The sequence below is a fragment of the Nocardia sp. NBC_01329 genome, assembly GCF_035956715.1.
In the GTDB taxonomy this organism is placed as follows: Bacteria; Actinomycetota; Actinomycetes; order Mycobacteriales; family Mycobacteriaceae; genus Nocardia.
In genome coordinates this window covers 1,294,361-1,320,529 of record NZ_CP108381.1, presented here as the reverse complement: position 1 = coordinate 1,320,529, position 26,169 = coordinate 1,294,361, and the positions used below count along the sequence as shown (strand labels likewise).

Sequence of the window (26,169 nt, the reverse complement as noted above, 5' to 3'; positions counted from 1 at the left end):
AATTAGAACAAGTTCTATATTCTCGTCTCCATGAAGGTCGCAGTGACCGGCGCAGCCGGCTACCTGGGTACGAATCTGCTCCCGCTGCTCGCCGCGCGCGGCGACGATATCGTCGCCATCGACCGCGTGGCGCCACGGCAGCCCGGCGCGGCGAACATCACCTGGGTGAGCGCCGACGTCCTGGATCCCGAATCCATGCGGGCAGCCCTCGACGGCGCCGAGATCGTGTATCACCTGGTCGCGGTGATCACCCTCGCCGATAAGCACGACCTGGCATGGCGGGTGAACACCGAGGGTGTCCGGGTGGTCGCCGAGGCCGCGCACGCCGTGGGGGCCCGCCGGTTCGTACACGCCAGCTCGATCCATGCCTTCGACCAGTACAGCTGCGGGGGAAGTATCGACGAGACGACCCCCCGGTCCACCGAGGCGAGCCTGCCGGTCTACGACCGTTCCAAATGGAACGGCGAGATCGAGTTGCGCGCAGTGGTCGAAGCGGGCCTGGACGCAGTGATCTGCAATCCCACCGGCGTTTTCGGTCCGGCCGATCACGGGGCGCCCCTCTCGCGGATCAACCGCTCGCTGCGCGATGCCGCCCGCGGCCGTATACCGGCCATGATCGACGGCGGCTTCGACCTCGTGGATGTGCGCGATGTCGCGCGGGGGCTGCTCTTGGCCGGCGAACACGGCCGGACCGGGGAGAACTATCTGATCGGCGGTGAGATGATCTCCATGCTCGAGCTCTGCCGGATGGCCGCGCGCCACGGCGGGAAGAGAGGGCCGCGATTCTCCATCTCCCCGAAGCTGGTCTCGGGGCTCATTCCCGTGCTGGAGCCGATCGGCAGGAGGCTCGGCACCGATATCGTTTCGAAGGCCGCCCTCGGCGCGCTGATCTCGGCGCCACTGGTCGACCACGGCAAGGCCACCCGTGAACTCGGTTATCAGCCGCGTCCCATCGACGACACCGTGCGGGATCTGGTCGGGTTCTTCGCCGATCCGCACGCCCCCCTCCCTGATTTCACCCCGACTGCTTGACAGCGTTTAGAACGCGTGTTCGACTGGTCCGGTGCGGTGGCAGAACCAAACCCTGGACGCCGACGACGGCGCGCTGCCCGGCCTCGACAAGGCCGGGTTCGCCCGCACCGTACAGACTCCCGAGTTCGACGGGATCACCTTTCACGAGGTGCTCTGCAAAAGTGCGCTGAACAAGATCCCCGACGAATCGAAGCTGCCCTTCCGGTGGACGGTCAATCCGATGCGCGGATGTTCGCACGCCTGCCGTTACTGTTTCGCGCGCGGATCGCACGAATATCTGGAATTCGACGCCGGAACCGATTTCGACACCCAGATCGTGGTGAAGACCAATATCGCCGCGGTCCTGCGGCGTGAACTCACCCGCCGGTCCTGGCATCGGGAGAAGGTAGCACTCGGCACCAACACCGATCCGTACCAGCGTGCGGAGGGCCGGTACCGGCTGATGCCCGGAATCATCCGCGCGCTCACCGATTCCGGCACGCCGTTCTCCATCCTCACCAAGGGCTCCCTGCTGCACCGCGACCTGCCACTGCTCACTCTGGCCGCGCGTGCGGTACCGGTGCACATCGGGATATCACTGGCTCTACTGGAACCCGAACTGCACCGTGGCCTGGAGCCGGGTACACCGTCACCGCGAGCCCGGCTGGATCTGGTACGCGCCTGCAGCGATGCCGGATTCGCGGTGAACATCATGGTGGCCCCGGTGCTCCCGTACCTCACCGACAGCCGATCCCAGCTCGACGAACTCTTCGGTGAACTGGCCGGTGCGGGCGCGGTATCGGCGGTGGCCCTGCCGCTGCATCTACGCGGGAGCACCCGGGGTTGGTTCCTGGGCTGGCTGGCCGAACATCATCCGGCGCTGCTGCGTCGGTACCGAGGGCTGTACCGACGCGGTGCCGTGGTCGCCCCCGAGTACGCCGACTGGTTGCGCGAACGTATCGATCCACTTCTGGAACAGCACGGCCTGCTCGCCGTACGAGAAGACGAGCCCCTGATACCACCCGCCGCCGAACCGCGGGCGGCCCCGCAGCTCGAGCTGTTCGCCTGACCCGCTTCTTCCTGTACCACCCGTAGGCAACCTGATGCGGAGTCCCCAGGTCATACGGCTGCCGTGCGCGGCGCGCCTACCCTGGTAGGTACGCACCCAGAAAAGACGTACGAGCACCTCGTTCCGCTCCCGCCGCCGACCCGGCCCGCGCTTTTCCGGCGCGACGACCCCGCACCGGGGTAGGTTGGCGACCGGCAGCTCATTTCGACGAGGAAGTGAAGCACGCATATGGTTTCGCACCACGACAACATCGGCCGCCCCGAGACCGCGTCCATCGGAAACGATTCCGGCACAGCGGTATTGGATCGTGTCGTCATCCGTTTCGCCGGCGATTCGGGCGACGGTATGCAACTCACCGGCGACCGGTTCACCCACGAGGCAGCGGCCTTCGGCAACGATCTCGCCACCCAGCCGAATTTCCCGGCCGAGATCCGGGCACCGCAGGGGACGCTGCCGGGTGTGTCGTCGTTCCAGATCCAGATCGCCGACCACGATATCCTCACCGCCGGCGACCAGCCGGATGTACTGGTTGCGATGAACCCGGCGGCGCTGAAGGCCAATCTGGGCGAACTGCCACGCGGCGGCACCGTGATCGTCAACACCGACGAATTCACCAAACGCAATCTCACCAAGGTCGGCTACACGGGCGACCCGCTGGCCGACGACAGCCTCGGCGAATTCGTGGTCCATCAGGTGCCGATGACTTCGCTCACGCTGACCGCCACCGAATCCACCGGAGTCGGCAAGAAGGACGGACAGCGCGCCAAGAACATGTTCGCGCTGGGGCTGCTGTCCTGGATGTACGGGCGGCCCATCGGCGGGACCGAGAAATTCCTGCGGGAGAAGTTCGCCGCGAAACCGGATATCGCCGAGGCCAATATCCTCGCCTTTCGAGCCGGTTGGAACTACGGCGAGACCACCGAGGCCTTCGCCACCACCTACAGCGTCGCCCCGGCCGTACTGCCCGCCGGCACCTACCGGCAGATCACCGGTAACACCGCACTGGCGTACGGCCTGATCACAGCCAGTTCCCTCGCGGGACTGCCGCTGTTCCTGGGTACCTATCCGATCACCCCGGCCTCCGATATCCTGCACGAACTCAGCAAGCACAAGAATTTCGGTGTAACCACCTTCCAGGCCGAGGACGAAATCGCCGGGATCGGTGCGGCGCTGGGAGCGTCCCTGGGCGGCGCACTGGGGGTCACCAGCACATCGGGCCCCGGTCTGGCGTTGAAGAGCGAGACCATCGGCTTGGCCGTGATGACCGAACTGCCGCTGATCATCATCGACGTACAACGGGGTGGCCCGTCGACCGGCCTGCCAACCAAAACCGAGCAGGCCGATCTGTTACAGGCCCTCTTCGGACGCAACGGCGAATCCCCGGTGGCCGTTCTGGCGCCGCGCTCCCCCGCCGACTGCTTCGCTGTCGCGGTGGAAGCCGCGCGGATCGCCCTCACCTACCGGACACCGGTACTGCTGCTCTCCGACGGTTCGATCGCGAACGGATCCGAGCCGTGGGCCATCCCGGCGGTGCGCGAACTCGACCCGATCGACCCGGGATTCGATACCGGCGGCGAGGACGATTTCCGGCCCTATGCCCGGGATCCGGAAACCCTGGCGCGCCCGCTCGCGGTACCCGGTACAGCGGGGCGGGCCCATCGGATCGGTGGCCTGGAGAAGGCCGACGGCAGTGGCGATATCTCCTACGACCCGGCCAACCACGATCTGATGGTGCGGTTGCGGCAGGCCAAGATAGACGGGATCCCGGTACCACCCGCCGAGGTCTATGATCCCGACGGCGCGGCCGAGGTGCTGCTGGTCGGCTGGGGTAGTTCCTACGGTCCGATCGGCGAGGCCTGCCGGCGAGTACGGCGCCGCGGCGGACGAGTGGCGCAGCTGCCGCTGCGACATCTGAATCCGCTACCGCCCGATCTGGGCGAGGTCCTGAAGCGGTATTCCACGGTGGTCGCACCGGAGATGAACGGCGGTCAGCTGGCCCTGTTGTTGCGCGCGAAGTACCTGGTCGATGTCCAACCGTGGACCAAGGTGGCGGGTACGGCATTTTCCGCCCAGGAGCTCGTGGGTGTCATCGACGCGGCGCTGGAGGGCACTCTGGCCGGCCTCGAGCACGACAAGGTCCGCGCCGCGCGGGACCGGGCCACGTATCGGACGAACGGGGGCACAGCATGACCATCATCGAAACCTCGCTGATCGGAACCGAACTGGGACTCACCCCGGTCTCCGGACTGTCCGGGGTGCCCACCGCCGACGGCCCGCAGAAAGCCAAGGACTACACCTCCGACCAGGAGGTACGCTGGTGCCCCGGTTGCGGTGACTACGTCATTCTCGCCACCGTGCGTGGTTTCCTGGCCGATCTCGGCCTGCGCCGGGAGAATCTGATGTTCGTCTCCGGAATCGGCTGCTCGAGCCGCTTCCCGTACTACCTCGACGCCTACGGCATCCACTCCATCCACGGCCGCGCCCCGGCGATCGCCACCGGGATGGCGGTGACCCGGCCGGATCTGTCGGTCTGGGTGGTCACCGGCGACGGCGACGCCCTCTCCATCGGCGGCAACCATCTGATCCACGCGCTGCGCCGCAACGTCAATATGACGATCCTGCTGTTCAACAATCGGATCTACGGCCTGACCAAGGGGCAGTACTCCCCCACCTCCGAACCGGGCAAGGTGACCAAATCGACCCCGATGGGTTCGGTGGACCACCCGTTCAACACTCTGTCGGTGGCCCTCGGCGCCGAAGCCACCTTCGCCGCGCGGGCACTGGACTCCGATCGCACGGGCCTGAACGACGTGCTGCGTGCGGCTGCCGAACACCGGGGCACCTCGTTCGTGGAGATCCTGCAAGACTGCCCGATCTTCAACGACGGATCCTTCGACGTGCTGCGCCGCGGCGACAGCGAATCGCGGCTCATCCGCCTGCGCCACGGCGCACCGCTGCGGTTCGGTGCCGAAAGCGAATTCGCCGTAGTACGCAGAGGATTCGGGCTGGCGGTGGTGCCCGCGGCGAATGTGCCCGACAGCGAGATCATCGTCCACGACGCACACACCGACGACCCCGAATACGCTTACGCCCTGTCCCGCCTGTCCGATCAAGGCCTCGATCACGTGGTCACCGGCGTCTTCCGAGCGGTGGACCGGCCCACCTACGACGACGGTGTCCGCGCCCAGGCCGCCGCGGCCCGGGAACGGTTCCCGGTCACCACCGATTCACTGCAGAATCTGCTCACCGGCCCGGAGATCTGGACCGTGGGCTGAAGTCACGAATCCGCGCCCGGGCAGCACGGTGGCCCCACACACCGCGTCCGGATACCGGTCAGAGCAGGGTCGCGATCTCCTGGTCGGTGAGGACGATCGGAGAGACGTAGTCCTTCGCTCGGGTAAGCGTCACCGCGCGGTACAGCGGCCGTTCCGTAAGTGCCGCGTCACGCGCTTCGGCGCGCAGTTGATGGACGAGCAGATCCGCGACCGCCGGTGCCGCGGGGAGCTCGCTGCGCACCAGCGCGTCGGCGAGTCGTCGCAATCCGAGCAGATGAAGTTCCCGGCCGCTCCCGGCGTCGGTGTACATGGCGAGCGGGATGATCTGCCGGTCGGGGCCGGCGGTGAGCCGCAGCACCAGGCGACTCAGCCGTCCGGGGTACACGAGCAGTTCGACACCGGTGAGGGCCGCGATATCGAGCAGGCGGGCGCCCAGCAAGGTGCGGGCAGTGATCGTGGTTCCGCGCAGCCACAGCCGGCGTCGGCGGACCGCTACGGCGTATCCCACGGCGGGTACCGCTACCACCAGCCCCGCCACCGACCCGATGAGCACGTCGAACAGCAGACCGGTGATCACACCGATTCCGAACGCGAGAGCGAGGGCGACCAGCGCCAGCCGTCGCAGCACCGGCGCGTACAACTCGGGTGCCACCAGGTCCAGCCCGATTCGTTGCTCGTCATCGGGCGGAGGTGCATCGGTCACGGCAGCCGCTCTTCGATCGGGGGACTGGGTCGCACCGGACAGTACTACGCCCCGTCGGACAGTGCGCATTTCGCGCCGACCGCCGGCCCGCGAAATCGCCGGACGACGCCCTGGGCCGATCCCGCGGCTCGATACCGGTACCGGGCTCCGCCGCTCCCGCACGGCCCGCCGAGGCGGTGCGCGCCTGCTACGCGGTCAGCGTGGCGACGATCTCGTCGAGTGGGACCTGCCGCTGGTCGCCGGTCTGCATATCCTTCAGCCCGGCGGTCCCGTCGGCCAGATCGCGGTCGCCCAGGATCAGGGTGTACCGCGCGCCCGACCGATCGGCGGCCTTCATACCGCCCTTCACCCCGCGATCGCCGTAGACCAGGTCGACCCGGACCCCCGCCGCGCGCAACTCACCGGCCAGCACCACCATGCGCTGTTTGGCGGCCGCACCGAGCGGGACGCCGAACACCTCGCAGCGGGCCGGGTCGCCCGCGGTGACCCCCTCGGCCGCCAGTGCCAGAACCGTACGGTCGACACCCAGGCCGAACCCGATTCCGGACAGGGCCTGGCCGCCGAGTTCGGCCATGAGACCGTCGTACCGGCCGCCGCCGCCGATCCCGGACTGCGCGCCCAATCCGTCGTGTACGAACTCGAAGGTCGTCTTGGTGTAGTAGTCCAGGCCGCGCACCATTCGCGGATTCAGCACATACGGCACACCGAGCGCATCGAGGTGCGCGAGGACCTGTTCGAAGTGGGTCTTCGCGGACTCGGACAGGTGATCGATCATCAGCGGCGCCGTCGCGGTCATCTCCCGCACCTCGGGTCGCTTGTCGTCGAGCACCCGCAGCGGGTTGATCTCGGCCCGCCGCCGGGTCTCGGTGTCCAGGTCGAGGCTGTACAAGAATTCCTGCAAGCGTTCGCGGTACTGCGGGCGGCAGGTGTCGTCACCGAGCGAAGTGATCTCGAGCCGGAACCCGGTCAGGCCCAGACTCCGGAAACCCGCATCGGCGACCGCGATGACCTCGGCGTCCAGCGCGGGATCGTCTACGCCGACAGCTTCCACCCCGACCTGCTGCAACTGCCGGTAACGGCCCTTCTGCGGCCGCTCGTAGCGGAAGAATGGCCCGGCGTAGCTCAGCTTCACCGGAAGCTGGCCGCGGTCCAGGCCGTGCTCGATCACCGCGCGCATCACCCCCGCGGTGCCTTCCGGACGGAGGGTGACGCTGCGTTCGCTGCGATCGGAGAAGGTGAACATCTCCTTGCTCACCACGTCGGTGGATTCGCCGACTCCCCGTGCGAACAGTTCGGTGTCCTCGAAGACCGGCAGCTCGATATGCCCGTACCCGGCGAGTCGGGCGGCGCGGAGCAGGCCGTCGCGTACCGCGACGAACTCGGCCGAACCGGGCGGAACGTAATCCGGCACCCCCTTCGGGGCGGAGAAGCTGCTGGTCTTGGTCACGGTGAACCAGTTTCCCCCACCCGGCCCGGTCGAGTCCAACCGGTTACGCTCCGCCCCCGGGCAGCCGGTCCGGGCGATATCCGGGTTTAGCGCGCCGGAGATGGCAGACTCTGTGCCGGAAGCAACAGACCAGCCGCGACCGGCCGGGCCTGCCGGGCCGGCCGCCGCACGGGAGGAACGTGGTAGTGCCCAGCAACGAACAACGCCGAACGGCGGCGAAACGCAAGCTGGAACGACAGCTCGCCAACCGGGCCGAACGCGCGCGCAAGCGTAAGCAACTCACCATCGCCGGATCGGCGCTCGGAGTTGTCGTGGTGATCGCCGCGGTGACCGGGGTGTACTTTCTGACCCGCGGCGACGACAGCACCGATACAGCGGCCCAGAGCAGCGCGTCACAGACGCCGGACGCCTCGCTGTCCAGCACGCCGGGCGCGGCCCCGCCGCCGGCGGCCGCCGCCAAGCCGGCCAGTGTGAACTGCACCTACCGCGACAGCGCCGAGCCCGCGGCCAAGCCGGTGCAGAAGCCGCGCGCCGAGGATATCCAGACCGGTGACGGCAACTCCTCGCTCAGCATCAGCGTGGACAGTAACCAGGGGCCGATGGGGCTGACTTTGAACAACGCGGAGTCGCCCTGCACGGTCAACAGCTTCGCCAGCTTGGCGGGCCAGGGGTACTTCGACGGCACCGACTGCCACCGGCTCACCCAGGGCGAGGGACTCAAGGTGCTCCAGTGCGGTGATCCGACCGGCACCGGCAGCGGTGGTCCGGGCTACGAATTCGACAACGAGTACCCCACCGATCAGTACGCGCCCAGCGATCCCGCGCTACAGCAGCCGATCGGCTACGGCCGCGGTGTGCTGGCCATGGCCAATGCCGGGCCGGGCACCAACGGCAGCCAGTTCTTCATCGTGTACGGCGATTCGATGCTGCCGCCGAACTACACGATCTTCGGCACCGTGGACGAGGGCGGGCTGGCGACTCTGGACAAGATCGCCGGTCAAGGCCAGGACGAGTCCAATGGTCCCGGCGACGGCAAACCCACGCAGCCGGTCACGCTGAACTCGGTCCGGATCGACTGAGCTCGGCGCCTCGGCCGTCCGGCGAGTTCCGCTCACCTCGGTTTCCGGCGATATATGCTGGTCGGCGCAACGTTGTACAGACTGTGCCGCCGTTTCTCGGGTAATCTCGAAAAAGGGAGTGCGCGTGACCAACTCGTGCTCATCGGCCGCAGGTCCGGGCCGAGGCGCCGTTCGCGGGTTCTCCCGGTGTTCGCGTCGCGCCGGGCAAACCTTCGCCGGGCGGTTCGCGGGTCGTGCGGCGGATTCCGATCCGCCGGTTCGGTCCGCTACGCCGGGGCACCACAACATCCAATAGTGCACACCGCAGTATCGGGGAGCAGCCATGTCCGAGGAACTGGACGACATCGGCCGGGAAACCGCGGCCATGATGAAGACGATGTTGCAGATCGCGACATTGGTCGCACTCAAGGCCCGGGAACGCGGTCAGCGCGAGGCCGAGATGCGGGTCAAGACGACCGAGGCCCGGGTGAAAGAGGCCCGGGAGCTGCAGATCCGCGAGGCGCGTGACGCCAAGTCCAAGGATCCGCGCAACCTCGCCTTGGCCCAGACCATTTCGCGGTCGGTCGCGGAGGTCGGGCCACCGGGTACTTCGGTACCCCACCGGGAGACGCCCGGTTACCGAGGCGTCCAGCTCGAGAAGGACCGCTTCTCGATGAGTTCCTTCGCCGAGAAATCCGATCAGACGAGCAGCGCGGCCGACGCGGTGCGCTATGACTCGACGGAGCGGCGTGCGGCGCTGGCCGCGCATCTGGCCAAGGTCGGCGTCGCGCCGGAACTGGCTGCGGCCCGGATGCTGGTCGAGGTGGGTCAGGCGACCCCGCCGAGCGAGGCGGTACGTACCCGGCCCGAGCCGGCACCGGCCGTGCGGCGCGCCCGAGAGCAAGAGCAACGGGACCGGGGCCTGGAACGCAGTCGCTAGATCCCGGTTCCCGCCGGGATTATGGAGTATGCCCGTCCGACCGGACGGGCATACTCCGTAATCGACGTGGATTCGGCTTCAGTGCCGCGCTTCACTACCGACCGAACGGCGGTCCTCGACCGACCTGTGGTCCTCGTCCGGCCCGTTTTCTTCGGCGGGCTCGGGACCGTCGGAGGGGTTGCTGAACATCCCGTGTGGCACGGCCTTGAAAGGCAGCGGGATGAGCATATCCTTGTGCCCGTTGCGCACGCTGCAGTATTTGAACGGGCCCTTCGGGTCGAGCAGCACGGCCATATGCCTGTCGGCGTGATCGAGGAACCACACACTCATCCCGGTGGCACCGTCCTGCCGGAGGTGCTCCCAAGCCCGCCACATGGCGTCCAGTCGTGCGATCGCCTCCGTATGGTTCCACCACTCGGGGCACCACACGGTATCGCTGAGATCGCTGACCTGCCGACGATAGACGACACTGAGGTAGTCCTCGACGAACGCCACCACGTTCTCGTAGGTCGGTATCTGCTGCTGTTCGGGGGTATCGGTCACCGCGGTCGAACCTCCTGCCTCTCTCCCGGCCCGTTCTCCGGGCCCGGGTGTGTTCCGCCCGGACCGTCATCCGGTTCCGTGGACGCGCCTGCCGGCTTCTTGTCCAACACCGTGGGGGCTCCTGCCGGACCGTGGTCCGGCTCCGTAGGGGGCTGCCCCGCGGGTGGCTTTTTGATCAGCGCCGGGGACCCGATGAGATCGGCGACCAGTGTTTTGCGCTGTGGATCGTGCTGTTCGATGGATTTCTTCACCGCGGCCGAGTACTCGCCTTCCCACCAGGGCACCGTACGCACCAGAACCGGTGGGGCGCCGGAGGAGAACACGATCGCCCGGCCGCGCGGCAGTGTCGCGAGGGCTTGCACGGTGAAGGTCTTGGAGGAACCCAGCGAACGCGAATAGCTTTTACCGCCCTTGGATTCCGATACCGAGGCCGAGATGGCGGAATGCTCACCGATGGCCTCCGACCGCTCCCGCAGGAAGTTGGTGTCGTCGACACCGCTGCCCAGCACTTTGATATTGGCGGCCGACCAGAGGGCGTTCATCCCGGCGTCCCCCCAGCACCGGGCACCCTGTGCCCACGACTGCAGCACGGTCATGACGACGATGCCGCGGGAGCCGAAGTGACTGTACTGCTTGGGCAGATCCTTCCACCGGACCACGTTCGCGGCCTCGTCCAGCACCGCCAGCAGCGGAATCGGCAACCGACCGAAGGCCGAACGCGACGCTTTACGCATGGCCACATCGATCACGGCCTCGGTGAGCGCGCTCACCAGTGGCGCCGCCGAACCCCGGCCCTCCAGCGAGAGGCTGTAGAGCGTGCCGTTCTTCTCGATGAACTCCAGTTCGTCGAACTGGATTCGCGGCAGCTCCACCCCCTCTTTGTGGGGGGTGACCCATTTGTGCACATTACGCAGTTTCAGGCAGCGCACCATCTTCTTGGCGGTACCGAAGATACCGCTTCGGGTCCGAGGATCGGCGTTGTACTGGGCGGCCAGGCCGGAGGCGGAGAAATCGTGGCCCGCTTCGCGCAGGAAATTGATGGGTTCGATGTTCTGTGGTTCGGTCACCCATTCCCAGATCTGAGTGATCGGCTTGTGTGCGATCGCGGCGGCCAGGAAAAGTCCGGCCAGCAGATCCTCGGCCTCCGGATCGAAGAAGGCGTCGTTGCGGGAATCGGAACCGCTGTCGCTGTCGGCGAAATGACCGGCCAGGCGCGCGGCCCGCATCTCACAGCCATCACTGTTCGCATCCACCCAGGCCAGCGGATTCCAAAACCAGGTGGGATCTTCGGCGGCCACGCCCTGCGGGTCGAAGACGAACGTACGACTGCCCTTGGCCTCCCGCACATCGCGGGTAGCGTCCACCACGTCGCGTTTGTTCGAGGTGGCCAGAACTGGGCCGATGGCGGTGAGGATCGCCGGGATCACCCGTGAGCTCGATTTGCCCTGCCGCGGACCCCAGATATCGAGATGCAGATCCTCATAGGAGCCGTACAGCATCGTGCCGTCGGCGACCGCGACCCCGATCGGCACCCCGGGGGCGTCGTTGTAACCGAGCTCGACACCCATGTGCTGGGCCTTCTCCCGGACACCGGCCTCGGTGAGTGCGGCGATCGCGCCGCCGTTACCCATCACATCGGCCTTGTCGTCCACAGCGAGCCGGCCCACCAGGCGTCTGGCGGCCGACCGCCGCCGGAACAGCACGAAAAGAGCCAGCACGAGCAGCACGAGCAGCAGGATCACTGTGGTGCCGGTCGGCCAGTGCAGCTCGCCTTTGACCATCCCCGCCATGATGTCGATCGGGTTGACCGGCATGTCCTGCTTCTGCAGCGAGAGCATATTGCCCAGATGCAGGGCCACCCAGATGGTTCCCAGGAGGGCACCGCCGACGTAGATCGCGATGAGGGTCAGATCGGGCCCGACCGCGGCCGGGTCCTTCAGCGGTTTCTTCTTCGCCATTCCTGCCTCCTGAATAATGCCTGCCGGGTCACCGGTAGCCGTCGAGACGCCAGCCCTGGGGCGTACGTACGACGGTCGCGATAACGGTGGACGGCGCCAGGGGTTCCTCGCGGCCGTCCGGGTAGACGACGGTCTGCTCGATTCCGATCTTGAACTGCTGGACGTCGGGATCCGGTCCGGCCGGCGGACGATCACCGGAGGCGAACGTGAAGGCCTCCACCTGCGCACCCGCGCCGGCCCAGTCACCCCACTGCAGCGACACGGCCGGAGCGCCGACGGCAGCCGTCGACACATCCAACACCCGGACCAGACTGGGACCCAGCCATTTCCGCGCCCGCTCCAACGAGGCGCCCGGTACCTCGGTGGCGGGGTTCCACCGATAGATCTCACGCAGCGCCGCCACCGCGACTCCGTCGGGAGTCACCGGGTCCGGGGCGGGCACGGCCTCGAGCCGCCGAGGGGTCGAAGTGGCCGCTGCGCCACCCGATCCCGCCTCCTCGCTACTGCCACCGCATCCGCTCAGTACCGTGATGGCCAGCATCAGCATCACCACCAGTCCCGCACCAGCACTCGTCTTCTCGTTCCAGGCTAACCGCCCGGACCTCGTAAACGATGCCGATCCGCGCGTGTTCACAGCACCCTCCTCGCCCGGGCGTCACCGGGTACCACGGTTTCGGTCACACCACCGGGCGACTCCGCGGTCATGGCCGGCGCCGCCTGGATCATCTGCCCGTTCCCGGTAGAGATGCCGACCCGCGCGGGTCCGCGCGGACCGAATTCACTGAACACCAGATCCCCCGGCCGGATTCGAGCGACCGGTACCTCGGTCCCGGCTTCCCATTGCTGCTCGGCAGTACGCGGCAGGGATACCGCGCCGGAGGAGGCCGCGAACACCGCCGCCGAGGTCAGGCCGGGGCCGTCGAGCCCACCGCCGCTGGGCCCCTGCGGGCCGCCGCCGCCCCAGACGTACGGTGTGCCGAGCCATTCGTGCGCGGCCTGGACCACCTGATCACCCGCCGACCCTTCATCGTCGGGTGCAAAACGCCCGGTGGCTCCCGGATCGCGGTATTCCGCTTCCATGGCCAGGATGTTCGTGACGTAGGGCTGGGTCTCGGAGTAGTGCGCGGCAAACTGGTTCGGCATTCCACCGGACGCCAGCACCGCGCCCTCGCCCGCGTTGTAGGCCGCCAGAGTCAGTGCGACCGCATCACCCTGAACCCGACCCTCACCGATCCAGCCGGTGATCTTGTGAGCTATCGCGCACATATATCGGCCCTGCCCCACGATGGCGTCGCCGTCGTCCCATACGCTGGCCACCCCGTTGCCATCGACATCGATGACGTAGGGCTGACCATCGTCGGGATTGATACTCGCCGCTGTGCCGGGGAGGAACTGCGCGAGCCCCTGCGCCCCCGCCGGCGAGGTGAGACCACGCCGGAACCCGGATTCCTGTCGGCCCTGGGCGGCCAGCAGCGACGGCGTCACCTCAGGGCACAGCGACCCCGCCCGGCGGTACCAGAGCTCCAGTTCCGGCGGCACTTTCCCGTCGGCCAGCGCCCCACCCGCCGTGCCGAAACCACGCACGCATGCCGGGTCGGTCGAATACGCGCGGGCGCCACCCAGATCGGGGGTGGGCGCACCGTCGAGCCAGGGCATCGGGTCGATCTGCCGGCCGCCGGTGAAACGGCCGCCCGGCACGATCTCGAAATGCAGGTGCGGGCCGCTGGATTCCCCGGCCGACCCGACCGCGCCGATATGTTGTCCGGCCTGCACGGTCTCGCCGACCCGCACGAGTACCCCGCTGTCCCACATATGTCCGTACACCGCGGAGTACGCGCGCCCGTTACCCGGATCGGTCGAATCGACGACGATCCAGTTACCGAAACCCGATGCCGGTCCGGCGGCCACCACGACTCCGTCGGACACCGAGAAGATCGGAGTGCCGTCGGGTGCGGCAAGATCGACTCCCTTGTGCCCGCCGCCCCGGGAACCGAAGACATCGGAGACCGAATACGTCCCGGCAGCCATCGGCCAGCTACGACCGAGCGGACCCGCACCGGCGGCCAGCGACGGCGTCGCGGTCAGCGTGGGATTGGCTGTAGAACCGCCGAGCACTCCGGTCTCGCCCGCGGCGCGTGGATCACCGGGGGGATAGCCGCCCAGCGGCGGCGGTGTCGTCCGGCCGGAGTCGAGCACCGAACCACCCTCGCAGGGGTCGTCCACAGCGGGCATCACGATGACGAGGATGACCGTCATCAGGCCGAGTACCAGGCCGAGGCAGGTCCACAGCACCGATTTCGCGTTCACCGGGCTCCTGTGGGGGTCACGTGTGGCGCCGGGTGTCGTTGAGAGTATCGGCCAGAGCGCGGTTCACCTCGGCGGCCGCCGCCAGTTGCTGCTGGAGGAGGGCGACCTTACGGCGCAGCGCGGCCGCGTCCATTCGCTCGAGGCTCGGCCCCTCTGCGGCCCGCACCCAGTTGCGCACCGAATTGGTGTGCACGCCGATCTGTTCGGCGACCAATCGGCACGCCTCCGATTCGCTGCGTAGTTTGCCCGTGAGAGCTTGGACCTGTTTCACCGCGGCGGCCCGGACCTCCGGCGAGACCCGGCGATAGGACCGATGCGGCATCATGTATCGCTCCCGCCTACCGGCTGTGAGCTCTCCGGGGGCCCGGCCTTTTCGACCGCGTGGCGGCCCGGGTAGGAGGTGAATTCGTCGAAGCGCTGGTTGGTGTCGTGGATCCCGCTGAGTTTCTCGGCAGCGGTGAACTCCATATGGAAGGGAATGCCCGGCCGCCGATCCTCACCGATTTTCAGCAGGAACTTGCCGGTACCCGGCGGGGACGGCCGCAACTGGCCGGGTTTGAGTGCCTCACCGGTCAGGGCCTGCGGGGCAGACCAACTGGTCACCATCTCCTCTTCGGCAGCGGTGAACGGCACGGTGCTGTCCAGTCGTTTGATCTCCTCGCCGGGCAGGGCACCGAAGATCTTGGCACGCGCCCGCTCCAGGAACCCGAGAGCCTTGGCGATGGCCGCCTCCGAACCCAGCGACTGCAGATCCTTGATCGTATGGCTGATCATGATCAGGGCGGTCGCGATCCCGCGCTGCAGGCGGGTCAGCTCGTCGACCCGGTCGACCATGAAATCGCCCAGGCCCAGCACCTGCCACAACTCGTCCATCACGACCTGGAAGTACCGCTGTGGCGCCATTCCCGCGTCGGTGAGCGTGTGTGCCGCCTCGACGGCTGCGAATCCATCGGCCCAGCAGGCCAGCATCACGGCAGCCTTGAGCTTCTTGTCGCCGTTGGGGATATGGGAGACATCGATGCACACCGCGACCGAATCGGTATCGATCGGTACCGACGTCTGCCCGTTGAACACCGCGCCGAACGGGCCCTGGGTGAGCGCGCGCAGCGAACGCCGCAGACCCCGGATCGCCTCGTGGTACTCGGTGGGACTGTCGGCACCGGCGTCGAGCATCATCTCCTCGCCCCCGGCGACGATGACCTCCAGCAGGTTCTCCATGATCGGCGGCTGATCCGGGGTGTAACCGCTGCCCGGCCGGTACAGGATGCGCAGTGCCGTGGCGATCAGCGTCTCCTCGTAGTCGCGGACCCGCGCCCCGCGCACAAGTTCAACCAGACCGGCGATCAGCGTGACCTGTCGGGCTCGCAGATCCTGCAGCACCTGACGCTGCAAATCGGGGTGCTCCGCCAGGCGCGGCACGATCTCGCCGAGTACACCACCAGCGAGCGGATTGAGTTTGCCGTGTCCGTAGCCGAGGTCGATCACCTGGCCACCGACCAGTTCCACCAGCCGCCGGTAGTCGGGTTTCACATCGGCGAGGATCAGCGGGGTGATGTTCTGCGCGACCCCGCCGAGCACGATCCGCCGCACCAGCGACGACTTACCGAAACCGTTGAGCCCCAGCACGAAAAGGCTCGGCGCGGTGATGAAACTACCGCGCATGAACCAGTTCATCGGATCGAAGCAGACCGGAGATCCGGTATGCAGATGGGAACCGAGCGGAGTACCGATCAGCGGAGCGCCGGCGCCCACCGACCACGGCCACAGTCCAGCGACCTGCGCGGTGGTGGCACGATACTCGACGGGCCGACCCACCACGTTCATCCGGCCGCCGCCGGCCCCGGCGAACCCACGTTCGGTCAATTGGGCAGTCTGCCGGTCGAATCCGTCCTGATATTCCTGTTCGGCACGGGCAGCGTAGTTACGGCGGCGGATATCGTCGGTCCGGACCCGGAAGGTGGCCCAGGCCGCGCGGATACCCGCGCCTTCCCGGCTCACTTCCTCCAACCGGGAGCGGGTGGCCGCGTCCAGTAGTTCCGGGCCCGATCGCCTGCGCTTCTCGGCGCGCACCTTCGCCCGGCGAGCCGCCTTGTCGAATTCCGGTGTCCCCATCGCCCGATCGGCGGTGGTGTCCACCCGGGTGCGCCGAGTCCGATCCCGGCCGCCCGGATCACCGTCGCGCGCGGTGCGGGTCCGCCGGTCGGCGCGCGAGCGTTCGGTATCCCGCCGCTCGGCGGTGCCGGACGCGCGTTGCCCGTCCCGGTCGCCCCGTGCGCGCCGGTCGTCTTCCCTACCCGTATGGGCCCGGTCGCCGGGGGCGACCCGGGTTCTGTTGCGCTCCCGTACGGGTGGCTCGTGCTCGCGTGCCATCAGTCGTTCACCCTGCCAATGCTTTGGGAATGGTCGCGTGCTCGGGCAGGATCACCCCGCAGCCGAGCGATGCGGCGAAGGCCGCCGCCTGGTAGCGGTAGCAGCGTCGAATCTTCAGCCGGGCCTGTGTGGACAGGTCACGGGTGATCGCCTCGATCCGCGGCAGGTCACCGCGGCTCGGCTCGGTAATAGTGACCAGGGCGCCGAACCGGGTGACGCCGTGGCCGCGCGCCTGTTCTTCACGCGCCTGCTGGGTCGCGCCGACCCGCAGGGTCGCCGAGGCCGACACCACGCCGCGTTCGCTCTGCTGGGCGACCAGGGCGTTCTTGAAATCGTCGTCGACGATCTCGGCCGCGTCGGCCGCCGAATGCGGCCGGTACACGATGGCGATCCGTTTCCGCGGTACCTCCGGGTTCGGAGCCAGCAGCCGCTGCAGCACCCGCTCGTCGACCGCGCCCTCGGGCGCGGTATCCATTTCCCAGGTCACCGACCGGCCACCGTCGTGGATGAGGTGATCCCATTTCTCGTCGTGCGATACCGGTCCGGCGTCGGCCCAGTCCAGACCGTGTCCCTCCGGCTCGCCCGCCGCCACTTCGAGATCGGCCTGCGAGGCCGGATCGTAGCTGCGTCGGATGAACGAGATCACCTCGTCGGCCGACATCGGCTGTGCCCGGACTCCGGCTTCGGCGAGCGCGGCGCAGATGCCCGGCAGGCGGCGCCCGATCTCGACCGCCTCCTCCGCCGGGTTCTTGCGGCGTTCGGCGGTGGTGGCCTTGAAGGTGATCGAGACCCGGGGCAGCAGTTGCACCCGCTCCTGCGGCAATTCGGTGGCAAGCTCGTACATCACCTGCTGTGCCAGATCCGGCGCCTCCGGGCGGGTGATCGTGGAAACCTCGGTGAGCAGCCGGTTCCCGGTTTCCGGGACAGTGTCGATCACCGGAACCACGGCGACGATATCGCTGGTCTGGCCGACCGAGGCGAGGAAGGTGCCCCAGGCCGAAACCCAGCGATCGATCACCGGCTGGTCCACCGCCTCGTGCCCCTGCGGCCACGCCCGTAGCACCACCGTGTACTGCGCGAACTGCGGTAGGTGGATCATTCCGAAGCTGTAGCCACCGGCATCGATCCCCTCGTACAGCCTCGACGGGGCGAGCAGCCCCGGCAGCCGGGTGAACCCGCCCGGTACCCGGGAGAAACGACCGCCGCGGTACACGTGCTCACCGCGGTTACGCGAACGCATCCAGTGGAACATCATCAATCCCGTCTCGTAGCCCGAACGCCCGCCGCGGCGCATGACCAGCGGCGCCATGATCACCACACCCAAGCCGCCCACGACGGCACCCCACTGGAAACCGCCGATCATGGCGGTGAGCAGCGCGGTGATCACCACAGCGAACCCGAGCACGGTCTCTTCCCAGCGCAGCCCGAAAAGACCGGCGCTGCGCGGCTTCTGCCACAGACCGTAGGAGCGGCGTTCGTAGGTTTCGGTGCTGGTCATCGCGGGATGGTGCTCCTACCGAGGTCGGGGGAACGGTTGGTCCAGCGGTCACCCGCGACGTCACCCATGGCCTGGTCCGCGCGGGTCATCCCGGTGGTCGCGGAGCGGGCGGCGCCGACCCTGTTCGCCACGCGGGACGCACCGGACGGTACACCGCCGGTGGATCCGCTCGAGCGCGGTCCCTGTCCCCCGGCCGGGGCGCCACCACCGCCGCCACCACGTGGTGGCGGCATCGGACGTGGGGCGCCGCCACCGCGGCCGCCGCCGGGGGGCGGGGGTCCCGCGGCACCGCCGACGTATCCGGCCCGGCCCGGCGCGGCCGCGCCCTTCGCACCGACCGCCTTGGTACCCATGGCACCCAGACCGGCTGCCGCGATCAGGGTTCCGCCGGTGGCGGTGAGACCCGAGCCGCCACTGCCGACGATGGCGACCGCCGGCGTGACCAGCCGCATCAGCGCCGGCAGGACGAACGCGACACTGCACAGCAGCACGATCGCAACCAGCATGCGCTGGGCTTCCTCGGCCTCGGGCAGTCCGCCCGCCGGGGTCATCTCGTCCACGTGTCCAGCAGTGGTGAACGCGATCATGTAGACGATCGCCGCGACCGGTTTCCACAGCATGAAGGCGATGATCCAGCCGACCAGTTTCTGATACGACTGTTTTCCGGTACTCATTCCGGATGCCGCGGCTGCCAGAGGCAGGACACCGGCGGCGATCACCAGCAGCCCCTGCCGGACGATGGCCAGCACGATCTGAGCCAATGCGCCGAGCAGTCCGACGATCGCGATGATGAGCACCAGGCCAGGCGAGAAAGCCTGCAATTTACTGGTTTTCACCATGAGCTCGGCCATGTTACGGGCGTTGCCGTCGGTGGAGTCCTGGATGATCCATTCGGCGAAGCGGTCGGAGGCCACCGTTCCGGCCACGATCACCGCACCCAGCATCCATGAACTGAACACGACCCGGGTGAACATGCGGAACGATTCCGCCGCCTCCTGCATGGCGCCGCCGCGTCTGGATTCGGCCAATCTCAGACCGGTGATGATGATGGAGGCCATGAGCAGCAGAATCTGTATCTGATATGTGTAATCGTTGATCTTGGTGAAGAGCGAACCGGAATCGCTGGCCACCTCGTTGGGCACCTTCATCCAGAAGGTCAGCGCCAGGATGATGGCCTCACCGAGTCCGTTCATCAGTGAATCGACCACTTTACCGAAGGTCGAATCCCACGCCTTGTCCTTGACCGCGGCGGCCGCTTCGCCCGGATGCGCACCGGCGTTACCGGCCTTGCACACCGCGGACACGGCGTCCCCGAGCGATATTCCGGGAATGCCCAGATCGTCCAGCGCGTCGTGTATCTCGTTACAGGTCTGGTCCCACCCGTAGGGCTCACCGTAGGCCACCACCGGTGTCGCCATACTCACGGTGAAGATCACCGCGAGGATCGTGACGAGCCGTCTGGCCAGTGATACCCGGTGCGATACCGCGGGGGTTCGCTCCCCGCGCTCGGACGGGCTGTCTTCGCGCACTACCTGAGCATCCACATTTCGTCCCAACATCGGAATCACCATCGAGTCCACCCCTCGAGCGATTCGACATACTCGGTCTGTGTGTTCGGCGAGGTGGTCGGCTTGAGCCGCCAATCCCCCGCGTCCCACACCATGATCAGCCGCAATGTCACCCATATCGGCTTCGCGTCGAGCGCCGGAGCACGCAGCGCCAACCGCACGATCGCCATATCGTCCGCGTAATCGTCGATCTTGAACGCATCGGACGCGACCAGATACCGGGTCACCGATTCGGGCTGCTGTTCGGGCAGCCGATCAGCTTCCAGGGCTTGGTCGTAGGCCGCGATCTGCTGCGCCGAGACACGTACCTGCCGAACGTAGAGATCACGGTCCGCCGGCCGGGCGTTGAGCCGGTAGGTGATCTGGGCCGCGGCCAGCGCGGCGCCCTGTGGAGTATGGGAATACCCCACCGCCAGGCCGTCCTCGATCCGCAGCGGTCCATCGGAGTTCGAGAAGGGCACCGAGGCTCCGTACACCCGCTGCCAGCCGCGGGGATCGGTGGTGCCCTTCGGGGCAGCGGTCAGCCAATCCGGGTCCGTCGGTTTTCGCTGCGGGGACGGATCCTGCGGGAGGACCTGACCCGCCGGGTTGTTCGGGATATCGATGCGCCGGTTGAACACATCCAGGTCCGGATCAGCGAATCCCTCGCCCACCGCCGCCGGGGGCGGCGCCGGTGCCGATGCGGGCTCGTCGTCCCGGCCCGTCCACATGACGACACCGACCACGACGATCAGCGCCAGTACCGCCGCGGACGCAATGACGCCGAAGGAGACACGGTCACGCTGGTAGGTCTCCTTCCCGCTCATTTCGGCGCCTCCAATTTCACTGTCTCACTCGGCAATTCGGATATCGGGTCGATCGGTCGCGTGGTCGATTGCGGATCCGGCAGCCGTAACCTCCAATCCTGCGCGAACCACTCCACAATCGTGTGGTTCACCGCCTTCGAACTGTCCGAGTACTCGGTATACACATCCACCACCGCGCGCTGGTCGCTGTACTCGGTGATGCGGTACCCCAGCATGCGCGGCGCGTAGACCGGATCCGCGGGCCCACTGATGGACAGCTGCACTCGGTTCACCGCCCATTCATCCTTGGCCGGCCCCGGAACCACTTCCCGGGCGGCGATATTCGACCACTGGCCGTCATCGGCGATCGACAGGCGCACGGCATGCACCACTGCGGCCACTCCGGCGCCGGTCGGTGTGTGCTCGAAACCTGTTGCAGCACCGTCTGTTTCCGCTGTCGGACCTTGATCGGTATGGGGTAACGATACGCCTTGGAACGGCAGCCAACGCACATTCGTCGGCGGTGCGGAAAGGTCGGGCGGCGCCGCGGCCTCCCCACCGCCACAGCCCGCGGCGCCGGTCAGCAGTGCCGCGGACAGCAGTCGGGCAGCCCAGCGGGCAGACGGCCGGCCGGTCCGGCGCGCAGCCGGAATCACGGTCGAATTCATGCGCAGGTCGTTCTCCTCGCCTCGCCCCGGATCATCCGGGCAGGAATGCCAGGGCGATACCAGAGGCACCGCTGGCCACGATCGCGCCGAGCAAACTCATGAGTACGCCGTGTGAGGCGTCGTTCATCGCCAGATCACCTTTGAAGGTCAGCCACAGTTTCCCGGCCGAGACGATCATCCACGCCAGACAGCCCATGAGGACGAACCACAGCAACCAGTTCAGCAACTGCATCAACGGTTCCAACACCTCGGCCGGCATCTGCTTGTACGCAAGAACACCGGCCGCCCCGACCAGATCCATCACAACCTCACGTTCCGATGACAGCGTTCATGATGGTCCCGGCACTGGTCGCGACCACGCCGCCGATCATCGCCCCGGCCACCATCTTCGGGGACTCCAGCCCGCCACCGGTCCATTTCTCCCACGCGAACTTGCCACCCGCGTAGATGATGCCGCAGATCCCGGAAAGCAGCACGAACCAGGTGAGATATCGCACCAGCTGCAGGATCTTCTCCGATCCGGGCGGGGCCTCAGGCGTCGGATTGCCCACCTGGGCCACAACAACGGTGTCGTAGACCTGGTGAACCGCAAGAAGTACGGTGCTCATCGGGTGCCTTTCTCGATAGCTGAGGTGCAACATTCGGTCCGCGCGAGCGCGGGGAGCACGAAAGGGGGTACATGCTCGACGGCGGCGATCACGGCATCACTCCTCTACGAATCTCGATCGGCCCCGAGTGGGGGCGGCCTCCGATTCCTCCAGCGCGGCCCGGGCGGCCGCGACGATCTCCGAACCGAGCTCCCTGATATCGAGCGGGACCTCGTCGAGTGGGTCGATCCGGCGGCGGCGCTGCACCGAGGTCGCGACCCCAGGCGTCCACACCGGTAACTTCTCCGGTTCTACCAGCGTCCACTCCTCGTACCAGGGCACCTGCCACACCTGCCCGGCCAACGAGGCGACCACCTCGCGGTAACGGCGGATCTCGGGCGCCATCCGGCCCGGTCGCGCCGCCACCGTGACGAGGCCGAGAACCTGGCTGGGCCCGGCGAATCCGGAATGGTGCTGGCGCAGCAGATCGTGTGCATGGGTCAGCCCCGCGATGGTCTCCCGCGCCACCAGCACGACGAACGGTGATTCACGGTCGAAGACACCGGGCCACCGCCGGCCGGAATCCGCGGCGGGCGCCAGTATATGGGCGAGCGAACTCGCGCCGGCGCCACCGTGGACACCCAGCAGCCATACCAGCGGCGCGCGACCGGCACCGGGAACAGGACGGTCCCACACTGCGGCACGGCGCGATTCCGGCGGCGGTACCACTCCGGCAACAGCGTTACGGTCGGGTCGGCGAGGAAGATTCATAGCAAGTGACATGATGCCTCCCTCCAGAGCGCAGCATGCAATCCGCGGAGGCCGCAGCGCAGGCGGAGGTATCGCATCATGAGGCCATCCCGGCGAGTAGGCGCTCGTAGGTCTGCCGGGTCTCATCGGCGAGTGCGATGTGGCGGACCAGTTCACCACGCGCCAGATGGGGATCGTAGGGCACCTCGACTATATCGCGGACCCAGCCCGAAAGATGCTCCCGCAAATGGTCGGCTACCCGAGAATCCGCGCCGCGCTGCTGATGGGAGACCACGATCGTGGTGTCGCCGACGATGCCGCCGCCCATCGGCTCCGACGAATCGCCGTATTCGTCGTCGAGCCATTCGAGGGTCACCCGCAGCCGGTTCGCCGCATCCACACGTGCCGGGATGGTCAGGACCAGTGCGACATCCGCATCGTCGAGCAACGGTCGCAACTGCCGGCTCGCGATCGGACTCCCACCGTCGTAAACGCCGGTGTACCCGGCCTGGTCCACTGCGCGGGCCACGGTGAGATAGCTCGCGCGGCGTCGCAGCGGCGCGGCGTCGCGCCACAGCAGACCGATACCGGAGGTCGCCCGGGACATACATTCCTTCAACGGAGCCGGTTCGTCGTCACCCCGGCCGTACAGCCACTGCTGCATGCTGATCGGATGCAGATGCTCGTCGGCGCCGCGCAGCGCGAGATCACCCCCGGCCGGAGTGGCGTCCACCGCGATCGTGGCGGCGCCGCCGAGACCGAGTTCACCGGCCAGCCCCAGTGTGGTGGTCGTGGTTCCGGCTCCGCCGCAACCGCCTACCACCAGGATCGGCCGGGGCTCACCGGCGACACGGGTCCGGGCTCCGCCCGGCAACCGCACCACTCGCGCCTTCCGGTCTCCGCCGGTCTCGTCCGCCGCCGAATCCGGTGCGGTATCGAGCCAGCGGCTCCAATCCTCTCCCATCGCTGCACTCTCCTCTATCCGGCCGTGATACCCGTGATGAGGGTGCGGCCGTCGATCACCGCGGTGGTGACCGTTTGCCTGCTGTAGACGGCGGGTTCGCCACCGGGCCGGAACTCGGTGACCTCGACCGTGTACCGGTCGTCGGCCACGGTCACGATCCGTACGCAGTGCGCAGTACCGGGTGAGACGGTGTCGATACCCGCCTGGATGGTCTCGGGGGCGGACACCGGGGCGCCGGGCGCGACCGCCGAGTGGGCTTCGGCGCCGGAACGCTTCACGTAGTAGGCGTATTGGAAACGAAGGATGGCCTCGGGCCCGGAATTCGTCCCGCCGGCGCCTGCGCCGCGCGCCACCTGAGCGGTCTGTTCGGCCGGACATGTCGGGGCGGCGGGATCGGCACCGGCACTACCTGCGGCGAACCGCAGTCCGGAGCCCCTGTCGGGAGCTGTACCGGGACCGGCGGCCCCGGACGTACCCGGTGCCAGCAGATACAGGACCACGGCCGCGGCGATACCGAGCAGCACCACGGCCGCGAGCAGGACACCGGCGGTACGGCGCCGGTGGGCGGCTTGATCGGGTGCGGCATCGCGGAGCCGGGCCGGAGTGCGGCCGATCCGGGCAGGTTCGGCGAGTTCGTCGTCGGAATCGGTCCAGGGAAACTGCACCAGGTCCGCGTCCCGGTCGTCGACGGGCGCGTCCACCCAGTCCGACCAGCCGCCGGTGAATTCGGTGCGACGACCGGACAGTTCGGCGGGCGCGAGGTACGGCCGTGCGGAAGCGCTGCCGGCCTCGGCGATGTAGTCGGGGTACCTCGCGGGGCCGTCGTCGGCCCCTGGCATGTCCTCGCCACCGGATTCGGGTGCGTGTGCCGACACGTCCGTGTCGCGCGCCCCTTCGGGCTCCAGCGGACCGTACCATCGATCGAGCTTTTTGTAGGACTTCAACATTCCCCCATTCCCGTGGCGCCGGGCACGTGATCTGGCATCATCGATCCCTCTCGGCGATCAGTTCACGGAGAACGAGTCGGTTTCGGTTGTGCGGGGAGCGGGAGTCGTAGCCGCCGGGCCTTCCGAGGCACCATTGTTCACTCCTGTCCCAAAAGGGAATTGTCCCGTACCGGAGGGGGTGGGTGGGAGCGACGCGCCGGGGTCGGAACCTGAGAATCCGTTCGGAGCGGGCATTCCGCCGTTCGGAGTGCTCCCGACCTGCGGCGCTGCCTTTTCGGACATGGGTTCGTTGCCACTACCGTGGACTGCGGCGAGATCCCGCGCCGCGGCGGCGAACCAGTCGGCGATGAAGCGGGTGGGCGCTTCGCCGGTGGCCGAAATGGCCGCATTGCCATAGGCCTGATGCCGCTGGATGGTGTCCCAGTACCGCACCCAGGTGGTGGTATCGAGCAGGGCGTGGTTATCGGTGATGTTGTCGATCACCGCATCGAAAGCCTGACTCACCAGCCGAATACCGGTGGTCGGCGGTACGAGCTGCGGAATCGCCCCGAGCAGTTTGACTCCCAGCATCAGCAGTGCCGCCGGCGGGTTCGCCAGGCCGGCGGTGGCCAGTTCGGCGATCGCCGTGGGGTTCAGCACCGTCCGCACCACCGTGACCACCGCGTTCAACCCGATCATGCCCACTTTGAGCAATGCTCGCATGGCACCCGGGATATCCAGCGGAGTCCGCGGATCGGCCGCGTCGGCCAGCCGTTCGGAGATCGACTTCTTCGGCGAGATGTTCAGTGTCGCGAGCGAGGTGCCCTGGACGTCCTCGTTGACCACCTTGGTGGCAGTTTTTATCGAGGTGAAGGCGAGCGCCTGCGCGATCGAGGTGAGTGAGGCGATCGGATCGCCGCCGCTGAGCTTCATCTGCCCGACGACACCGGCGACCGCCTTGAGGATCGGGGCGCCCTCGGGCGCGTCGCAGGCGAGATCGCCCGCGGCACAGAAGCTGGCCACCCGGCCGGTGAGCGCACCGAAATTCTCCGCGGTATCGCGGTCCGGGGCGATACCGCCACCGGCGGCGGGCGTCTGGTTCAGCGCCGCGATATGCCCGATCTCCGCTCCTTCGGTACCGGGCGCGGGGTCGGGGTTCGCCTTCCCGGGGGAGCCGGGGAACAGGGGTGCGCCCGTATTACGAGTAGGATCACCGATCAGCGCTACGGCGGCAACCTTTTCGGCCGCCAGAGTACCCTGCCCGCGACCGACCTCCTGTGCGAACACCGAGGCCACATGCGCGCCCTGCGAATAGCCGACGATCGCGAAGCGGGTCTCGGGGCAGCGCTGCGCCACCGAGTTCGCCATACTGCGCAGCCGGATCAGGCCGCCCTTCACCGAATCCGAATACGGTGTGGCGCTACCGCCGTCGACCCCGCCGAAACTGGATTCGTAGGGCACATAGGCACGTTCCACCAGCCCCTGCTCCGGCGCCGCTGCCATGAGCGGACGGAAGACGGTGGACAACATGCCGGTATCGGTCGTCGGCGCGGCATCCGGCGAGGATTCACCGGTGCCCTGAATCCCCAACGCGTACAGTGCCGGACACGACGTCACCGCGAGCTCGGTCGACGGGCCCGACGGGCCGGCCGGTTGAGCGTATGCGGGAGCGGCGACTGTGCCTGCTGTCGCCGTCGCCACAGCGACGGTGAGTGCGATCAGCATCCCCGAGAATCTTGTGC

General features: G+C 67.7%; 24 protein-coding genes. 6 read left to right on the top strand and 18 right to left on the bottom strand.

Annotation, left to right across the window (positions count from 1 at the left end; all coding sequences use genetic code 11):
• Nucleotides 1-30 precede the first annotated feature (30 nt).
• From OG405_RS06180 to OG405_RS06165, 4 genes are all read left to right on the top strand, one after another.
• Nucleotides 31-1,032: an NAD-dependent epimerase/dehydratase family protein gene (locus OG405_RS06180; RefSeq protein WP_327150659.1), complete on the top strand. Its 1,002-nt coding sequence runs from the start codon at nucleotides 31-33 to the stop codon at nucleotides 1,030-1,032.
• 31 nt (nucleotides 1,033-1,063) lie between these two features.
• Complete coding sequence (locus tag OG405_RS06175; protein WP_327150658.1) at nucleotides 1,064-2,080, top strand: Rv2578c family radical SAM protein; 1,017 nt, start codon at nucleotides 1,064-1,066, stop codon at nucleotides 2,078-2,080.
• A gap of 228 nt (nucleotides 2,081-2,308) precedes the next feature.
• Nucleotides 2,309-4,270, top strand: a complete 1,962-nt coding sequence (locus OG405_RS06170; RefSeq protein ID WP_327150657.1) for a 2-oxoacid:acceptor oxidoreductase subunit alpha — start codon at nucleotides 2,309-2,311, stop codon at nucleotides 4,268-4,270.
• On the top strand, nucleotides 4,267-5,355 hold the full coding sequence (locus OG405_RS06165) for a 2-oxoacid:ferredoxin oxidoreductase subunit beta (protein ID WP_327150656.1): 1,089 nt from the start codon (nucleotides 4,267-4,269) through the stop codon (nucleotides 5,353-5,355). The genes OG405_RS06170 and OG405_RS06165 overlap by 4 nt, the downstream gene beginning before the upstream one ends.
• Nucleotides 5,356-5,413: 58 nt before the next feature.
• Here the strand turns inward: OG405_RS06165 and OG405_RS06160 are convergent, their stop codons facing one another.
• Nucleotides 5,414-6,058, bottom strand: coding sequence for a hypothetical protein (locus tag OG405_RS06160; protein ID WP_327150655.1), 645 nt, complete (start codon nucleotides 6,056-6,058; stop codon nucleotides 5,414-5,416).
• 187 nt (nucleotides 6,059-6,245) lie between these two features.
• Nucleotides 6,246-7,505, bottom strand: a complete 1,260-nt coding sequence (hisS, locus tag OG405_RS06155; protein WP_327150654.1) for a histidine--tRNA ligase — start codon at nucleotides 7,503-7,505, stop codon at nucleotides 6,246-6,248.
• Nucleotides 7,506-7,690: 185 nt separating this feature from the next.
• On the opposite strand from hisS, the gene OG405_RS06150 reads away from it, so the two are divergent.
• Together OG405_RS06150 and OG405_RS06145 are read left to right on the top strand one after the other, a co-directional pair.
• On the top strand, nucleotides 7,691-8,584 hold the full coding sequence (locus tag OG405_RS06150) for a peptidylprolyl isomerase (RefSeq protein ID WP_327150653.1): 894 nt from the start codon (nucleotides 7,691-7,693) through the stop codon (nucleotides 8,582-8,584).
• 322 nt (nucleotides 8,585-8,906) lie between these two features.
• Nucleotides 8,907-9,503: a hypothetical protein gene (locus OG405_RS06145; RefSeq protein ID WP_327150652.1), complete on the top strand. Its 597-nt coding sequence runs from the start codon at nucleotides 8,907-8,909 to the stop codon at nucleotides 9,501-9,503.
• Between the two features lie 78 nt (nucleotides 9,504-9,581).
• Here the strand turns inward: OG405_RS06145 and OG405_RS06140 are convergent, their stop codons facing one another.
• From OG405_RS06140 to OG405_RS06065, 16 genes are all read right to left on the bottom strand, one after another.
• Entirely contained in the window at nucleotides 9,582-10,046 is a 465-nt protein-coding gene (locus OG405_RS06140; RefSeq protein ID WP_327150651.1) for a DUF4913 domain-containing protein, read from the bottom strand.
• On the bottom strand, nucleotides 10,043-12,004 hold the full coding sequence (locus OG405_RS06135) for a type IV secretory system conjugative DNA transfer family protein (protein WP_327150650.1): 1,962 nt from the start codon (nucleotides 12,002-12,004) through the stop codon (nucleotides 10,043-10,045). Before OG405_RS06135 ends, OG405_RS06140 begins: the two co-directional genes overlap by 4 nt.
• A gap of 28 nt (nucleotides 12,005-12,032) precedes the next feature.
• Nucleotides 12,033-12,545, bottom strand: coding sequence for a hypothetical protein (locus tag OG405_RS06130; RefSeq protein ID WP_327150649.1), 513 nt, complete (start codon nucleotides 12,543-12,545; stop codon nucleotides 12,033-12,035).
• Nucleotides 12,546-12,634: 89 nt separating this feature from the next.
• Entirely contained in the window at nucleotides 12,635-14,311 is a 1,677-nt protein-coding gene (locus OG405_RS06125) for a peptidoglycan DD-metalloendopeptidase family protein (RefSeq protein ID WP_327150648.1), read from the bottom strand.
• Nucleotides 14,312-14,327: 16 nt separating this feature from the next.
• Nucleotides 14,328-14,636, bottom strand: a complete 309-nt coding sequence (locus OG405_RS06120; protein ID WP_327150647.1) for a transposase — start codon at nucleotides 14,634-14,636, stop codon at nucleotides 14,328-14,330.
• Nucleotides 14,633-16,681 (bottom strand): hypothetical protein, encoded by a 2,049-nt coding sequence (locus OG405_RS06115; protein WP_327150646.1) that lies wholly within the window; start codon nucleotides 16,679-16,681, stop codon nucleotides 14,633-14,635. The genes OG405_RS06120 and OG405_RS06115 overlap by 4 nt, the downstream gene beginning before the upstream one ends.
• A 7-nt stretch (nucleotides 16,682-16,688) precedes the next feature.
• On the bottom strand, nucleotides 16,689-18,179 hold the full coding sequence (locus OG405_RS06110; protein ID WP_327150645.1) for an SCO6880 family protein: 1,491 nt from the start codon (nucleotides 18,177-18,179) through the stop codon (nucleotides 16,689-16,691).
• Nucleotides 18,176-19,738 (bottom strand): hypothetical protein, encoded by a 1,563-nt coding sequence (locus OG405_RS06105; protein ID WP_327150644.1) that lies wholly within the window; start codon nucleotides 19,736-19,738, stop codon nucleotides 18,176-18,178. The genes OG405_RS06110 and OG405_RS06105 overlap by 4 nt, the downstream gene beginning before the upstream one ends.
• 5 nt (nucleotides 19,739-19,743) lie before the next feature.
• Complete coding sequence (locus OG405_RS06100; RefSeq protein ID WP_327150643.1) at nucleotides 19,744-20,553, bottom strand: hypothetical protein; 810 nt, start codon at nucleotides 20,551-20,553, stop codon at nucleotides 19,744-19,746.
• On the bottom strand, nucleotides 20,550-21,200 hold the full coding sequence (locus tag OG405_RS06095; RefSeq protein ID WP_327150642.1) for a hypothetical protein: 651 nt from the start codon (nucleotides 21,198-21,200) through the stop codon (nucleotides 20,550-20,552). The genes OG405_RS06100 and OG405_RS06095 overlap by 4 nt, the downstream gene beginning before the upstream one ends.
• Before the next feature lie 31 nt (nucleotides 21,201-21,231).
• Nucleotides 21,232-21,501, bottom strand: coding sequence for a hypothetical protein (locus OG405_RS06090; RefSeq protein ID WP_030521531.1), 270 nt, complete (start codon nucleotides 21,499-21,501; stop codon nucleotides 21,232-21,234).
• Nucleotides 21,502-21,508: 7 nt separating this feature from the next.
• Nucleotides 21,509-21,808 carry a hypothetical protein gene (locus OG405_RS06085; protein ID WP_030521532.1) on the bottom strand — a complete coding sequence of 100 codons (300 nt, stop codon included), beginning with the start codon at nucleotides 21,806-21,808 and terminating at the stop codon, nucleotides 21,509-21,511.
• A gap of 96 nt (nucleotides 21,809-21,904) precedes the next feature.
• The gene (locus OG405_RS06080; protein WP_327150641.1) at nucleotides 21,905-22,570 is read right to left on the bottom strand and encodes a hypothetical protein; all 666 of its coding nucleotides are present in this window, start codon (nucleotides 22,568-22,570) and stop codon (nucleotides 21,905-21,907) included.
• Nucleotides 22,571-22,634: 64 nt separating this feature from the next.
• The gene (locus OG405_RS06075; protein WP_327150640.1) at nucleotides 22,635-23,501 is read right to left on the bottom strand and encodes a MinD/ParA family ATP-binding protein; all 867 of its coding nucleotides are present in this window, start codon (nucleotides 23,499-23,501) and stop codon (nucleotides 22,635-22,637) included.
• A 14-nt stretch (nucleotides 23,502-23,515) separates the two neighbouring features.
• Entirely contained in the window at nucleotides 23,516-24,448 is a 933-nt protein-coding gene (locus OG405_RS06070; protein WP_327150639.1) for a hypothetical protein, read from the bottom strand.
• Nucleotides 24,449-24,505: 57 nt separating this feature from the next.
• Nucleotides 24,506-26,152 carry a cutinase family protein gene (locus OG405_RS06065; protein ID WP_327150638.1) on the bottom strand — a complete coding sequence of 549 codons (1,647 nt, stop codon included), beginning with the start codon at nucleotides 26,150-26,152 and terminating at the stop codon, nucleotides 24,506-24,508.
• Nucleotides 26,153-26,169 lie beyond the last annotated feature (17 nt).